The 15676-nt window shown below is 52.8% G+C and carries 14 protein-coding genes; all 14 read right to left on the reverse strand.

Annotation, left to right across the window (positions count from 1 at the left end; all coding sequences use genetic code 11):
- Nucleotides 1–9: 9 nt before the first annotated feature.
- The 14 genes from PGL01S_RS15810 to PGL01S_RS15875 all read right to left on the reverse strand — a co-directional run bounded on the left by PGL01S_RS15810 (nt 10) and on the right by PGL01S_RS15875 (nt 15649).
- On the reverse strand, nt 10–717 hold the full coding sequence (locus tag PGL01S_RS15810) for a Cthe_2314 family HEPN domain-containing protein (RefSeq protein WP_127495570.1): 708 nt from the start codon (nt 715–717) through the stop codon (nt 10–12).
- A gap of 26 nt (nt 718–743) precedes the next feature.
- Nucleotides 744–2510 (reverse strand): UbiD family decarboxylase, encoded by a 1767-nt coding sequence (locus tag PGL01S_RS15815; protein ID WP_127495571.1) that lies wholly within the window; start codon nt 2508–2510, stop codon nt 744–746.
- Nucleotides 2507–3439: a COX15/CtaA family protein gene (locus tag PGL01S_RS15820; RefSeq protein WP_127495572.1), complete on the reverse strand. Its 933-nt coding sequence runs from the start codon at nt 3437–3439 to the stop codon at nt 2507–2509. Before PGL01S_RS15820 ends, PGL01S_RS15815 begins: the two co-directional genes overlap by 4 nt.
- Nucleotides 3440–3613: 174 nt before the next feature.
- Nucleotides 3614–3961: a thioredoxin family protein gene (locus tag PGL01S_RS15825; protein ID WP_127495668.1), complete on the reverse strand. Its 348-nt coding sequence runs from the start codon at nt 3959–3961 to the stop codon at nt 3614–3616.
- A 32-nt stretch (nt 3962–3993) separates the two neighbouring features.
- Nucleotides 3994–5571 carry a copper amine oxidase N-terminal domain-containing protein gene (locus PGL01S_RS15830; protein ID WP_127495573.1) on the reverse strand — a complete coding sequence of 526 codons (1578 nt, stop codon included), beginning with the start codon at nt 5569–5571 and terminating at the stop codon, nt 3994–3996.
- A 107-nt stretch (nt 5572–5678) separates the two neighbouring features.
- Entirely contained in the window at nt 5679–7316 is a 1638-nt protein-coding gene (locus PGL01S_RS15835; RefSeq protein WP_127495574.1) for a putative polysaccharide biosynthesis protein, read from the reverse strand.
- A gap of 40 nt (nt 7317–7356) precedes the next feature.
- Nucleotides 7357–8082 (reverse strand): ThuA domain-containing protein, encoded by a 726-nt coding sequence (locus tag PGL01S_RS15840; RefSeq protein ID WP_127495575.1) that lies wholly within the window; start codon nt 8080–8082, stop codon nt 7357–7359.
- Between the two features lie 13 nt (nt 8083–8095).
- The gene (locus tag PGL01S_RS15845) at nt 8096–8581 is read right to left on the reverse strand and encodes a DUF456 domain-containing protein (RefSeq protein WP_127495576.1); all 486 of its coding nucleotides are present in this window, start codon (nt 8579–8581) and stop codon (nt 8096–8098) included.
- 7 nt (nt 8582–8588) lie between these two features.
- Nucleotides 8589–9341, reverse strand: coding sequence for a Cof-type HAD-IIB family hydrolase (locus PGL01S_RS15850; RefSeq protein WP_127495577.1), 753 nt, complete (start codon nt 9339–9341; stop codon nt 8589–8591).
- A 420-nt stretch (nt 9342–9761) separates the two neighbouring features.
- Complete coding sequence (locus tag PGL01S_RS15855; protein WP_127495578.1) at nt 9762–10634, reverse strand: metal ABC transporter permease; 873 nt, start codon at nt 10632–10634, stop codon at nt 9762–9764.
- Nucleotides 10631–11587 carry a metal ABC transporter permease gene (locus PGL01S_RS15860; RefSeq protein WP_127495579.1) on the reverse strand — a complete coding sequence of 319 codons (957 nt, stop codon included), beginning with the start codon at nt 11585–11587 and terminating at the stop codon, nt 10631–10633. The genes PGL01S_RS15855 and PGL01S_RS15860 overlap by 4 nt, the downstream gene beginning before the upstream one ends.
- Before the next feature lie 10 nt (nt 11588–11597).
- A complete protein-coding gene (locus PGL01S_RS15865) occupies nt 11598–12410 on the reverse strand; it encodes a metal ABC transporter ATP-binding protein (protein WP_127495580.1) in 813 nt (270 codons plus the stop codon).
- A 24-nt stretch (nt 12411–12434) separates the two neighbouring features.
- Nucleotides 12435–13400: a metal ABC transporter solute-binding protein, Zn/Mn family gene (locus PGL01S_RS15870; protein WP_127495581.1), complete on the reverse strand. Its 966-nt coding sequence runs from the start codon at nt 13398–13400 to the stop codon at nt 12435–12437.
- Between the two features lie 197 nt (nt 13401–13597).
- Nucleotides 13598–15649 carry a peptidoglycan D,D-transpeptidase FtsI family protein gene (locus PGL01S_RS15875; protein ID WP_127495582.1) on the reverse strand — a complete coding sequence of 684 codons (2052 nt, stop codon included), beginning with the start codon at nt 15647–15649 and terminating at the stop codon, nt 13598–13600.
- Nucleotides 15650–15676: the final 27 nt, after the last annotated feature.

The raw sequence follows: 15676 nt of genomic DNA on the forward strand, positions 1-15676 counted from the left end.
GATTAAAGCCTACCTGGTTCGTATTAGTCCGCAAGCATAGTCAAAGGTTAGGCGTAATGATCCTGTCACCATCTGCAGTCCATGCTGGAGATCGTCCGATTGTGCCGCTATATTTTCTAATTGTACTTCCTGTCCGTACATTTTATGAGCCTGCGCAAGATCGTCCTGCATCTCCGTATTCATGTAATGAATCTCGGTATTGCGGCGCTTCCGCAGCCGTCCCATCGGTTCCTTCAGGCTCTCTTTGATGTCGTTAAGCTTCCAGGTCAGTTCCGGATGCGCCTTCTTGTCGCGCATATTGCGCAGAACGGTAAAGTAGGAGAAATGGGGCTTGATCTTCTCCGTCTTTAAATCAAGGATGTCATTCAGAAAAATGCTCAGCTTATCCAGCAGGGCAAAAATGCGGATAAACGCGTTTTTGTCAAAATAAACGTAGCGCTGGTAATTAAGCTCTTCCTCTTCCGACATCTGACTGACGGAAGGCGACTTGATCTTCTCCTTAAACCGCCTAGCCGCGTAGCAGCTTTGCTCGATTTCGTTCAAGGAAGCGACCAAGCCCTTCGTCCATACCTCATACGTACGAAGCTTATGGTCGTTGTCTTTGCCCGCTTCAATCTTCTCGTGCAGAATGGCGACGAACTGATTCATCAGCTGTAACGTGTCTGCAAGGCGGCCTTGCGGCTCCCTTTCCGGTTCGTCAAATAGAAAACGCAGCATCGGCCATCCCCGCCTCTCTTCGCAACTTAGGATTTGAAGTACTCGTTCCATCTGCTGTCAACCAGCTTGGTAATATCCTCGCGCGTGAACAGCTCTGCCGGATAGCCCGGCTTCATTCTCGCGTCGATAACGATCGGCAGCTTGTAGCCGAAATGATGGCGGCGAATTTCGGCATTCGCGTAAATATCGTCCGCCGGATTAAACCGCGTGAACACCGTCCACAAGAAGGACGTTTGCCCATGCGCAACGTTTGCGTCGTCCACAAGAATAACAAGCGGCCATTCCGTCCCGCGCTCCGCCAGCCTTGTCAGCAGACGCTCCGCAAGCTGCGGCTCTGCTTCATAGGATGCTCCGGATACAACAAGGCATCCGCGGCAATAGACCTGAGCGTTCGTAATTTCCTCGATCACGCCTTCTTCATAGCGGGAAGGCAGCTCTCTGACAGGCTTTCCGACGCCAAGCATAACCGCTTTGCTGCCGTGGTTGAATTTACCGCTCGTATAATCCAGCGTATCATGGGAGGTTTCATCGAATACAAACAGATCCGTCTGCGGCTGGAACCGCTCAAGCACCGTCTCAAGCAATACGTCAAACCGCGACAGGTCAATCGGCTGGTCCGTCAGCATCAGGAACTTGGTCAAGGTAAGCTGGCCTTGGCCCAGAATACTGAAGGCAGTCGACAGCGCCTCACGGGAATAGGATTCCCGGACAACGGCTGCGGCAAGCGCGTGTACGCCCGCTTCCGCATATGCCCACAATTCGTGTACGCCCGGCATTACCATTGGGAAGGCCGGTGCCAGAAGGCGCTGCAAATACTCGCCCAAATAGTAATCTTCCTGACGAGGCTTGCCCACAATCGTCGCCGGATAGATCGCATCCTTGCGGTGCCAGACATGATTTACGTTAAAGACCGGGAAATCATGGATAAGCGAGTAATAGCCAAAATGATCGCCAAACGGACCTTCCGGACGGCGGAGATGCGGCGGTACCTGTCCGCTGATGACAAATTCGGCTTCCGCCGGAATGCGGTGCTTGCTGTGCGGATCGGATACAACCGGCAGCTTGCCGCCTAGGATAAGCGAAGCCATTAAGAGCTCCGGCAGATGCTCCGGAAGCGGCGCAATGGCCGAAGCGATCAATGCCGGAGGTCCGCCAAGGAAGACGGATACCGGCAGCGCTTCGTTCTTCTGCTCAGCCTCATGATAGTGGAAGCCGCCGCCCTTATGTATTTGCCAATGCATGCCGGTCGTTGAATCGTCAAAAATTTGCATACGGTACATCCCTAGATTATGCGCTTTGCGAGATTTTAAGCTCTCCGTATAGACAAGAGGCAATGTAATAAACGGACCGCCATCCTCCTGCCAGCTTGTTACGCGCGGTAAGCCGGCCAGCGGATTCTGACGCTTCAGTACTTGCAGAATAGGCGCCGTGCCGCTCGGCACTTCCTTCATGCCTACCTTCATCATGTCCCAAATCAGCTTTTTCTCGCCCCAAATCGCTTTTGGCGTTGGCGGCATAATACGGTCCGCAGCACCAACGATCTGCTTCATGATTTCTTCCGGGCGCGTACCAAACGCAAGGTCAACCCGGCGGCTTGTCCCGAACATATTCGTCAGAACGGGAAAAGGACTGCCCTTCACGTTCGTGAAAAGCAGTGCCGGCCCTTCCTCTTCGATAACGCGGCGGTGAATTTCCGCCAGCTCCAGATAAGGATCTACTTGCGCGTCGATAACGAGCAGATCATTCTCCTTTTTTAATACCTCTACAAATTCACGCAGGTTCTGAAAACTCAAGCGTTCTCCCGTCCTTCCCGCAGCCGCCAGGAACGTATCAGCATATCGCACAATATCCCAAACAAGCCCGTTATAATCAAATTATGAAGCAGGTTCGTAAACAGGAACCAATCATCGTTGCCGATTGTCTCCGTCAGAAGCGCACCGCTCAGGATTTGAGCGATCACCAGAACGAGAGCCCAGCCGGCGGATTTCGTAAGACCTTTGCCTTTTCCGCTGATTTTGCGGACGTGGATATATAAACCAACTAGAGCAAGACCAAAAATAAGTGCACCTAAACGATGGATAAAAACAGCAGCCGTCGCCCCTTGAAGCTCAGGCACAACCTCGCCGTTGCATAAAGGCCAGCCTAGACAGCCGCCTGCCGACTCGGTATGCCGGATAAACGCGCCGAGATAAACCACGATATAACAGAAGATCGTTACGGCCAGCATCCGGGGATAAATAGCGCGGGGCACTGTAAATTCCACCGGCTTGCCATTCTTCGTACGGTAAGACCATACGACAAGAAGCAAAGTAAAGGCAAAAGCAATTAAGGAAATACCAAAATGAATAGCCATTACTGCATCAGACTGATACCATTTAACAGCTGCCGCGCCCATTAACGCTTGAATAACCGTGAAGAGCAGAGCTCCGCTCGCATAAATAAGCGGTTCTTTATAATCCGCATTGTTTTTGCGGAACAGCAGGTATATGGCGATAAAGGCTGCCACAACGAGCAAACCTTCAAATCCGGTAATCAGACGATGGGAAAATTCGATTGCGGTTTCCATTGTATACGCAGGAATAAATTTACCGTTGCAAAGCGGCCAATCATCACCGCATCCGCGTCCGGATCCGGTATTTGTAACGAGTGCTCCGGCAAGGAGAACAAAAAGCATTCCGATGCACGATGCGAGAGCAAGCGCGCGAAAACGGCCGGTAACCATAATAAAATCACCTTATTTCGGGTTTTGTTGTCACCTCATTATAGCCATTATAGGGGTCAAAAGCCATGTTGAAAATGTGACACTTCCTAGGGTGTGACAGTTCCGTGGCAATGATGCGCGGGCATAAAAAAGTGCGGCTCAGGAGGAGTTCCTAAGCCGCACGATTGCCGTTTATTAACCTTGGGGTAATGCGTCCGACACCTGCACCGCGCGGTCCAGAAACTGTTCGATTTCTTCCCGCGTCTTGCGCAGCTTGTTCACGTACCGGATTAGCTCTTTGCCGTTACGGAAGGCAATAAAGCTCGGAATGCCAAGAATGTTCAGCTCGGAGCAAAGATCGGGCAGTTCATCCCGGTCGATCTCATAGAACGAGATTTTGCCTCCGTATTGCTGCTCTACATCCGGCATAAACGGATCGATGTAGTGACAATCCGCGCACCATGTCGTTTTGAATACGACTACCGTAATCCCATCGCCTTGGACGGCTTCCCGGAAGGCTGCGTCCGTTGTCAGTTTGTTCATCATTGTCATCCTCCCTGCTCTTGCAAAATAAATTAATGGACTACGCGCTCGATGACAAAGGTGTCGCTGCCCCAGCTGTCATCCCAATGAACCTTCGCTCCAAGCGCGTTTGCGAAATCGCGTCCTGCTGCATACAAGGTACCGTCAACGGTTTTGGCTACAAACGACCATGTCGCTGCTTTGCCATTTACCGTTACGCGGTCAGAACCTTCCTTCAGGACGATCGTCGTATTGGTCGCCTCGTCATAGACTGTTACATTCTTCTTCTTTTTATCATATTTCACCGAAGCGCCAAGCTGTTCGGCCACTACGCGCACCGGAACAATCGTTACGTACTTAGGAGTAACAATGGCCGGATAAAGGCTAGAGTCCACGGACAGCTCAACCGTCTGCTCTCCGATGCCCAGCTTATCGAGCAGAGAATAGGCAGCCGATTGCTTGTCGAACATGCGAAGGAATTGATAACCCTGCATGGAATCGAGCTGGTCGGAATGGATAGCTTGAGCAGGGATCACCGGCGCGTCAGCCTCTACCTTGCCGTTAACGTTCCACAGCTCGCTCTCCATGCGTAGCGAGAGACCGTCAAGCGGGAACAAGGCTTGATCGCTTGGTTTAAGCGTAACGTCGATGACCTGTTTGCGGATATCCATCTTGCTGTCTACGTAAAGCTCCGCTTTAATCGATGAATCATCGTTGAAGATGGCCTTAAGATCCTCGCCGCCCTCTTCTTCCATCGCCTTCAGCTCTTCCTGGAGCGAAGCAAAGGTAGCTTCCAGCTCGTCCGTCATTTCCTTAATCATGTCATCGGTTGTAGGCATATCCAGTCCGGTTTGCTCGAACGGATTCACGCCCATCTCTTCCCAGAACTCCGGATGGCTGCTCATGATCGCTACGATTTCCTTCACGAACGTTTCAAGGCCATCCCGGTCGCTTGCAAGAACATCGACGTATTTTTTGACCCAAGCCCAGATTTCGGTACCGCTCATCTCTGCCTTCACATGGAATAGCGATGTGTTAACGCCATTGATTGGCTCCTGAACCGCGTTTACCGAAATTTTGTCCGGATTAGGCAGATTGTCGATAAAGAAGGACGTTGCGCTGTCCAATACCTCTTTGCCGATTGCCGTTACCGATTCGTCATCGGAGCCTGCAGCCTTTTCGCCAAGCTCGGCTGTACCCAACATCGAGCCAATGCCCGCTCCCGTTACGTCAAGCACGATTGGAAGCTTAGCGCCTTCCACCTCGATAACCGCAGTTGTATCCGATTGCTTGATCGAGAAACCAATGCTGACGTTATCGCCGAAAATCAGTTTGCCCGCGTAGGACACATGGCTTGCATCCTGTACCTTCACGCTATCCAACTGCAGCTTCATGTTAGAGAATAATTTCATGAGAGCAATATCTTCTTCAGGCATTCCTTCATACGCTTCTTCATTCATAAGAAGCTTCAGCTCTACCGACTGTTTGCTTTCCGCGGAGGTCACTTTAAGCGTGTTTTTCAATACGGTGTTGAAATCCACGCCCTGAATCGCCTGACAGCCTGCAACGATGACAAGCGCAAGCGCCAAAATCAGGATGATCCCCTTCTTGAATCTTTTCAGACTTTTCAATTCACAAATCTCCCTTCACAGCCAGTAATAGATAGATTAATAGACCTATAACTCTATCTATTGTACCTGACGCTCAGGGAGGTTGTAAATGTATGGAATTTCTGTCGTTATTTCTGCGTTTGCGTGCGTCCAAGCGCCTTCAGAAGCAGGACAAACAGCTTACGCAGCGGCCCCGGGAAGGACTTCGCATCCTCCATGGTAACGACGCGGAGCAGCACAAGCAGGAACAGGTACAGGACTCCGATCACTGCGCCGGCAGCGGCTGCGGAGACCAGATACGTCAGCTTGTCCGGCCAGCTGCCAAGCAGATGGCGGATCCCCGTCTCGGTTCCCCAGCCTGCCGCAACGGATACGACGATCGTTACCAGGTAAGAAGGCCAGCGGCTTCCAAGCACCGTGAACTTTACTTCCCTGCGGATCGCCTCGATGTTCATCCATGTCATAACGACAAAGCAGACGCTTGTCGCCACAATAACGCCGTAAACGCCGTAAATCGGGGCAAGCGCGTAGCTGCACAGGATTTTCAGCCCGATTCCTACGAAAGTATTCATCATAGGGATGCGAGCTTTCCCAAGCCCGAACAAAATCGAGTTGCTTGTCATCATCGTAATCTGGAAAATCGTTCCTGCCGTCAAGGCGGCAACGATGCCGTAACCTCTTGGCCCCGTGAAAATAAGTCCGGTTACCGAATACGATGCCGCGGCAAGCGTTAAGGCTGCCGGCACGCCGGTGAACAAGACGATCCGCATAACGAGGGAGGTCTGACGCTCCACCTCGGCCATATTCCGCAAGGAATACGCAGACGAGATGACCGGAATAATCGACGTGCTGAGCGCGATGGCCAGAATCGGCGGAATGCCCGCAACCGTCTGCGCCTTGAAGCTGAGATCTCTCAATACGAGCAGCGCGTCATGATAGCCGTAATACGATTCCGTTAAACGTACGAATAAGGACGAGTCGAACGTATAAATAATTTGCACGGTCATCGCCGTAATGACAATCGGAATGGACATCGTGAAAATCTCGCGGTAAATGGACCGGAAAGGAATCTTGGCAGCGGCCTTGACCGCTGCGATATCCACCGACGGCCGCTCTGCGAGGTCGCCCCGGCGCAGCTTTGCCGCATAATACAGCATCACAAGCAAAGCGCCTACGCCGCCAATCACGTTGCCGAACGATGCTGCGGCCGCGCCCCATTTTTCGCCCCAGTCAATCGAGACGACATAATAAGCGAGCGCCACGCCTACGATAACGCGCAAGATTTGCTCCACGATCTGAGACATGCCGCCCGCCATCATGAATTGACGGCCTTGGAAGTAACCCCGCATCATCGCGATAATCGGGAAAATAAGCAGCGTTGGCGCAACCGCGCGGATCGCAACCTCCGCACCTGGCGTTTTGGCGATATGCACGGCATAATACGGAGCCGCGAAGTAAAGGGCAATCGTCAGGATAACGCCGGTTATGACGCCAAAGAGCAGCGCAGCCTGGTAGACCCGTTTCGCCTCATGCTCACGGCCCAGCGCATATCTCTCCGATACCATCTTGCTGATGGCACTAGGGAGACCGCCCGTCGCCACGACAAGCAGCGTCAAGTACACGTTGTTCGCGACTGCAAAATAAAGCCCGCCGTTCTCGGTCAGGATATGATCAAGCGGAACCCGTTGAAAAATCCCCAGAAAACGGGCAATCAGCGCGGCTGCCGCCAGTATTAACGTACCTTTTATAAGCGAATCTTTTTTCATGTTGTCCTTCTCTTTCTTTAATGACTTGCCGGATTGCAGGTTAAGCTTGGCCTTTGATTGGCTCCAGAGGCTGATGGTTGCCGCGGACCGGCTTGCCTGCCTGGGAAGGAGCTGCCCACTTCACGCCGTTCTGGATAATTTGCAGCACCTGCGGATGATAGTAAGTCGGATGCGTCTCATGACCCGGACGGAAGTAGAAAATCTTGCCTTGCCCGCGGAAGAAGGTGCAGCCGCTGCGGAACACCTCTCCGCCTTCGAACCAGCTCACGAAGACCAGCTCGTCCGGAGCCGGAATGTCGAAATGCTCGCCGTACATTTCCTCGTGGTCGATCGTCACGTATTCCGGAATGCCCGCGGCAATCGGATGGGCCGGATTAACGGTCCAGATCCGTTCTTTCTCGCCGGCTTCGCGCCATTTCAGATCGCAGCCCGTACCCATCAGCTTTTTGAAAATTTTCGAGAAATGGCCGGAGTGGAGGACAATCAGCCCCATGCCGTCCATTACGCGTTGATGTACCCGCTCCACGATCGCATCGTCTACGCGGTCATGACCCATATGTCCCCACCAGATCAGAACGTCGGTGTTGTTCAGCTTTTCTTCCGTAAGGCCATGCTCCGGCTCTTCCAGCGTTGCGGTTTGAACCTCGATGCCCTCCGAGCGGATACCTTCGGCAAGCGCGTTATGAATGCCGTCCGGATATACCGCTTTTACCTCTTCATGCTCTTTCTCGTGCAGAAACTCGTTCCATACTGTTACCTTTACCATTTGCTCCATCTCCTTAGTTGGCCATTAACCAAATAATAAATAACGCGATCATTGCTGCCTGAAGAATGATTTTGACAACGACGCTGGTCAATAATCCAACCAACGAGCCGATGCCAACCTTAAACGATTTCTCGATATTGGAGCCCACCGCGAGTTCCCCGATAACGGCGCCGGCGAACGGCCCAATAATAAGGCCAAAGGCAGGAATAACGAATGGACCTAGTATAAGCCCTATCGTACTTCCGATGATAGAGGCCTTGGAACCCCCGAACCGGTGAACCCCCCACGCGCTGACCGCATGGTCGGCTATGACCAGAACGATGAGAATCAAGGTCTGCACCGTCCAGAACACCCAGCCAAACGGCTTGAACGAGAAGAAAAAGCCGTATACGAAAAAAGCGCCGTATATCGCGAAAACTCCCGGCAGAATCGGCCAGACCGCCCCGGCCATGCCAACCACGAATAAAATGACAACCAGCGACCAGCCTAAAATATCCACTTAGGCATCAACCTTTCAATACATATTGTTTGATGATCTCGGCGACGCCGTTCTCGTTGTTGGTGAGCGTCACTACATCGGCCGCGTCTTTGACTGCCTGCTGGGCATTGCCCATCGCTACGCCAAGTCCCGCTTCGCGGATCGCGGCAATATCATTCAAGCTGTCCCCCGCCGCAACAACCTGCGACATCTCGATGCCAAGCATGACGCATAGTTCGCGGAGCGCGCTGGCCTTCGTAATGCCTTTCGGGTTAAGCTCCAGGTTCTCCGTGGAGGAATTCGTAATTTCAAGCGCGTCCCATTCGGTTATCTCCTCGAGAATGCGATTACGGACAACATCATCCTCCGTGTAATAACCAAACTTCAGCCAATGGTGGTCTTCATACGTCGTTGACGGGTCAATCCACTTCTCCAGGTTGTAAATACCCGTTGTCGAGTACGCCCAGAACCAGGTTCCCGCATGCCTCAGCGCCAGCTCGTGCAGCTGCTTGACGTAGACCGGGCTCATCAATGTGCGTTTATGCAGCACATGCGGCTTTTGCCAGATCTCGCTGCCATTGGCCGTAATCATCGGAGTCTCCAGCTTCAGCTGCTCCGCGAACGGAAGCGCCCCCCGGAAGCCCCGGCCCGTGGAAAAACTGACGGTAATGCCGGCATCCAGCGCCCGCTGGATCCATTCCGCGTTCTCCTCGCTGATCTCGCTCTGGTCATTCAGCAGCGTTCCATCCATGTCGAGTGCGACTAATTTGTAATTCCCCATGCTCGGTATCCTCCTGCCTGTTTCTACTATGCAATATTTTAGCACAGATTAAGGAGATTCCAAACGAAGCTATCGATATTGTTCTAAACGTTGGGACATGCGCGAAGGGTTCAATTAATTGAATAGTCCTTCGGAAGTTTTTTAGCCAAATTCATTCTCCACCCCGACGTCGACACGTCGACATGCTTGTAACACGGTTTTTCCGTCTTATTCGGCCAGTTTCATGATCCATCTCACTGCCGACCGCGCTGCAACACGGTTTTTCCGTCTTATTTGACTGATTTCGTGTCCCCTCCCTCCGCCAGCCCCGCTGTAACACGGTTTTTCCGTCTTATTCGACCAGCTTCATTCCGCTGCCGTGATTCCGAAAAAAAATCCCCTTCCTCGGTTTATGAGGAAAGGGGATCTATACTCAACTTATTAAGCCGCGAGCTTGCGGAGGCGGAGCTTCTTGGCGACGATGCCATGCGAAGGCGAGAACAGGAAGGCCAGCACGAACAGCACGGCTGCCGCGCATACGATGCAGCCCGCAATGGAGGCATCAAGCATGACGGCGGCAGCGTAACCGCCAAAGACGCTAAGGATGCCTACGCCTACGCTGAGCACAATCATGCGGCCCAGCCTGTCGGTCAGCAGATAGGCGGTAGCGGCCGGGATGATCAGCATCCCGACAACGAGAATGGCGCCTACGCTTTCGAAGGAGCTGACGGTTGCCATCGATACCATGCCCATCAAGAGGTAATGGAACAGCGCTACCGGAATGCCGCAGGCTGCAGCCAGCGCGGGGTCGAAGGAGCAAAGCTTGAACTGCTTGTAGAACAAGCTGATCACCGTCACTATGATAATCAGCGTTATGCCAAGCAGCCACACCGCTTTTGGCCCAAGGTCTATGCCGTTTACGACCCAGGTGTTCCAGTGCACATAAGCGATTTCGCCGTACAAAATAGCATCCTGGTCCAGATGGACCTGTCTCGCGAACAGACTGACCAGAAGGACGCCTATCGCAAACAAGGCGGTAAACACGACCCCGATCGAGGCATCCGCCTGCACCCCCTTGTTCTGAAAAAGCTGAATGAGGAAGACGGCGAACAATCCGCAGGCCATTGCGGCAACCATCATCAGAATCGAGTCTCGCGAGCCGCTGAGCAGGAACGCGATCACGATCCCCGGCATGACGGAATGGCTGATGGCATCGCCGATCATGGCCATTTTGCGCAGAACGAGGAAGGCACCCAGTATACCGCTGCAGCTTGCCACCAGCATCCCGGTTAACAGAATCCAGAAGTCACTCATAACGACGCCTCCTTATTCAAGCGGTCGTCCACGGAAGCCGTTGCCGCCTGTTCCTCATAGCCATAACCAAGCGACCGCTTCATCCTTTGCTGCACCATTCTCCGGACAAGAATCCCCCGCTTGGAACCAAACAACAGCGATAGAAGAAACAGCAAGGTTGCGGCTAACACCGTAAGAGGACCGGTCGGCAGGCTGTCTCCCGTCGAGCTGACAATCGCCCCCGAAGCCCCGCTAATGGCGCCGAACAGGCCGGATACGACCACCATGACGCCAAGCCGGTCCGTCCAATACCTGGCGGATACCGCAGGGGTAATGATCAAGGAGGCAACCAGGATAACCCCAACCGCCTGAATTCCTACGACAACCGCCACAACCATAAGGAACATAAGAAGCTGTTCGAGCATCGCAACAGGATAGCCGATTCCTTTGGCAAAGCCCGGGTCGAAGGATACCAGCTTGAACTGCTTGAACAGGAAGTAACAGATCGTAACCAGCAGCAGACTGACAATCGACAGAGTAAGAACATCCGAGCCCACCATGGAAGCCGCCTGACCGAATAAAAACTTATCCAGCCCCGCCTGATTTCCGTAGCCTCCATGCTGGACAAGGGTTAACAACACGATACCCAGGCCGAAGAAAGAGGATAATACGATTCCCATCGCCGCATCGTGCTTAACGCGTGAATGCCGCGTAATCCAGCCGATCCCGAAGGTTGCCGCTACGCCGGCGAGACCTGCTCCGATAAGGAAGTACAGAATGGACTTGGTACCGGTCAGCATAAAAGCAATACAGATACCCGGTAAGGCGGCATGCGCGAGCGTATCGCCCATCAGGCTTTGCTTCCGCAAATAGGAGAAGCAGCCGATAATGCCGCTGCTCAGCCCAAGAAGCGTACAGCTGAGCAGAATCCACTGCATGTTGGGGTCCCGCAGAAGCGTCCATAACGTATTCATATCCGTTCACTCACCCTTCCGCGCTATCCGTCTTAGACAGGCTGTTCCGGTCCAGGAAAGCCAATCGGCCGCCATACGTGCGTTGCAGCAATTGCTGATTGAAAACCTCTTTTGTCTTGCCGTAAGCAACAAGCTCTACGTTTAACAGCAGCACGGAATCAAAATATTCCTCCACCGTGGCAAGGTCGTGATGAACGACAATAACGGTCTTCCCTTGCAGCTTCAGCTCCTGGAGCAGCGTAATAATAGCCTTCTCCGTAGCGGCATCCACACCGGCGAACGGTTCATCCATAAAGTACAGGCTGGCATCCTGAGCAAGCGCACGGGCGAGAAATACCCGCTGCTGCTGCCCGCCGGACAGCTGGCTGATCTGGCGGGAGGCAAAGTCCGCCATGCCAACCTTGGCCAGGCATTCCATCGCAATCGCGCGCTCCTTCGCTCCCGGGCGTCCGAACAAACCCAGATGACCGTATCTCCCCATCATCACGACATCCAGTGCATTCGTGGGGAAATCCCAATCGACGGATTCCCGCTGCGGCACGTAGCCAACCAGCTTGCGCTGCTGTTTATAAGGCTTGCCGTAGACGAGCACCTCGCCGCCAAGGCGGGGAATAAGGCCAAGCGCAGCCTTCATCATCGTTGATTTGCCGGCGCCGTTAGGGCCGATAACCCCAATCAGCTCCCCTTCCGTTACAGTGAAGGAGACTCCGCGCAAAACAGGCTTTTTCTGATAGGCTGCGCTAAGCCCTCTAATCGTTAACGGAGGCGCAGCACCCTCCCGCTCCCTTGCGGTTGCCGCAGACTTTACTTTTGCTTCCGACATGACTAACACTCCCTTTCCCTTCGTTTATCTCAATGCCTGAACAATGGTATCCACGTTATGTCTGACCATCCCGATATACGTTCCTTCCACGGTGCCGGCTTCCCCCATCGCATCGGAGAACAGCTCGCCGCCAATCGTTACCTCATGTCCCATCGAACGCGCGCCTTGAATGACCGATTCAATCGCTTTCTTTGGCACGCTGGATTCGATAAAGACCGCTTTGATCTTGTTTTCCACCAAAAAATCACGCAGGGAGCTGACATCCCTCGAGCCGTATTCCGACATTGTGTTCATCCCCTGCAGCCCCGTTACCTCAAGTCCATACTCATCGCCAAAATAACCAAACGCATCATGAGCGGTTACGAGTATTCTTCTCTCCTCGGGTATCGCCCTGATCTGCTCGGTCGTATATCGGTCCAGCTCCTCCAGCTTCCCGATATATGCCGCAGCACGCGCTTGATAGCCCTCCGCATGAACCGGATCCTTCTCGATCAGGGAGTCCCGGATCACCTCCGCGGCCGATATCCACATCTTCACGTTGAACCAGATATGAGGGTCATGCGACTGGCTCCCTCCGCCCGGGAACGACCGCAAATCCGACTCCGGTATCCGCGAAGAGATCGCAACGGTAGGCTTGCGCTTCTCCAGCTTCTCGAACATCTCCGCCATTTTCCCTTCCAAATGCAGCCCGTTATAAAAAATAATGTCCGCCCGGTCCAGCTTCTTCACATCGCCGTAGGACGCCTTATACAAATGCGGGTCAACGCCCGAGCCCATCAGTCCGGTAACTGCGACATCCTCTCCGCCTATTTCCTGAGCCACGTCGGCAATCATCCCGGTTGTAGCCGTTACCTTCAGCTTGCCTTTGCCCGCAAGTCCGTCGTTCTCCCCGGTCCCGCAGCCCGTCACCAGTAAAGCACTTACCGCCAGAAATAAAAGGGTCATTATAAACCGCTTAATCGCGGAGTTTGGCTTTTTCGAAAACCGCATATCCTTTCCCCCATCCATGAGTTATCCCGTGTTTTGCCTGGACGAACATTAGTTAGCTTAACGCCTCTTTGTTTATACTATTCAAAAATGTTTCTCTGATGCAACATTTCTTACGAAATTTGTCTATAAAAAGTTTCAAAAAAAAGCTGCTCCCGAAGATTCTTTTTTCGAATCTCCGGAAACAGCTTTTCAGCATCTTATTGGGTTTTACCCGGTGTACCGTTAGTACCCGCGTTAGCCGTATTATTCGCTTGATCCTTCGTCTTGCCCGGCGTACCGTTCAAGCCAACCTCGTAATCGTAAGCGTCGAAAATCTTCCGCGCGATTGGAGCTGCGCCCCAGCCGCCAAACTCACCGTCCGGAATAACAACCGCTACGGCCAGCTTCGGATTTTCTCTTGGCGCATAAGCGATAAATACCGCGTTATCCGCACGGCGGCCGGCTACGTCGGACTGTGCCGTACCGGTTTTTCTCTCGTACGTGTACGTAACGCCATCAAAGCCCTGCACGTTAACCCGGGACATGCCGTCCTCGATTTCCTTCCAATACGAATCGGGGAAATCAACCGTGTTCAGTACTTCCGGCTTAAACGTCTGAACGACATTGCCGTCCGCGTCTTTAATCTGGTTGACGAATTGCGGCTTCATCCGTTTGCCGTGGTTCGCGAGCATGGACGCGTACTGCACGAGCTGCAGCGGCGTATAACGCGCTTGCTGGCCGAACGCTGCCCGCACCAATGCGGATTGGGAACTGGCCGTTTGCTGCTCGTGGTAGTAGTCGATCGTACCTTTGGATTCGCCTCTCAGACCGCTGCCGGTCAAGACGCCTAGCCCGAATTGCTTCATGTACTCATCCCACACATCGACGCCTTTTTTTCCGTATTTCTCATACAGGTTGTTGCCCACCATCTTCGCCATAAACGGGTTGGAGGAATGGGCAATCGCCGATGCCGGGTCCAGCAAGCCGTAAGCATGGTTCGAGGCGTTGCCGATCCGTACTTCATGACCCTTGGCACCAAAGAAGTAAGCGCCGTTATCATAATAAGTGCTGGTTGTGGTAAAGAGTTTTTCGTTCAAACCGATCAGAATGGATAAAGGCTTCATCGTCGAGCCCGGAGGAACCAGGGACGACGGATGCTGATTCCGCTCTTTGTCGGTTTCGTAGTGAGGGAATACCTCTCTGATCGTTCCGTTGTTTAGAACAGACGAAAAGTTTTTGTAGTCTTCGTTGCTGATCTTGCCGCCTGCCCAAATATTCGGGTCGTAATCCGGCATGCTCGCCATAGCGACGACTTTACCGGTGTTTACTTCCATCGCGACGGCGAAGCCGATCTTCGCGTATTCGGCACGCTCCGCCTTGTTGGTCGACGTGCTGATTTTTTTGATCTGGTCGACAATCGCCTGCTCCGTCGTTAATTGCACGTTGCGGTTGATGGTCAGGTACAGGTCATCGCCCTTTTGCGGGTTGGTAATCTGTACGGGACCTATGATCCGCTCTGCGTTATTAACCGGATAAGTTTTCAGGCCGTTTTTGCCGCGCAAAATATCCTGGTACATATATTCAAGTCCGTCAAAACCAACGTCCTCGTCATCCAGATATTGAAGCTGCGGATCGTCTTCATTCCCTTTATCCTTGTAGAAATCAAGCGATTCGCGTACGCCTTTGAATTTCTTCAAGTAGCCGACCAGCTGCACGGCTACCGTATCATTCGTATAATTACGTACGCTTTCCTCGACGATATCGATCCCTTTGAATTCCGACTTGTGCTCGCTGAAGTAGGCAATCTCGTCCTCCGTTAAGCCGGTTTTTATCCGCCGCGGGGTAGAAATCGTATTCCGGCGGAAATCCAAGTCCATCTGACGGATAATATCTTCCACCGTCATTTGTTTTTCAGGAGCTTTATCCCCTTTTTCTTTAAATATGGCAGCCAGCTTTGCGGCAATCGCTTCCGCATCCCCGTCCTTGAAATCAGGCGAAATCGTAAAATAGAGCGATTGCGTTGATGTCGAATAAGCAATCGCATTGCCTGACGAATCGTAAATATTGCCGCGGATCGGCGCGATCTTAACGCTTCTGGTGCTCTTCTGGCTACCTTGCGCGCTCAGCTTCGGACCTTCGACGAACTGCAAGATAGCAAGCTGAATAATAAGAACGCTAAATAGTCCAAATACGATAAAGAAGAAAAAGTTCAAACGAAACGAAAAATGACGCCGATTCGTTATTTCCCGTTTCTGCGGATCATCATGCAACCTGTTCACCTCTTGTCCAATTCTAAC

The organism is Paenibacillus glycanilyticus NBRC 16618 (assembly GCF_004000805.1).
Lineage (GTDB): Bacteria > Bacillota > Bacilli > Paenibacillales > Paenibacillaceae > Pristimantibacillus > Pristimantibacillus glycanilyticus.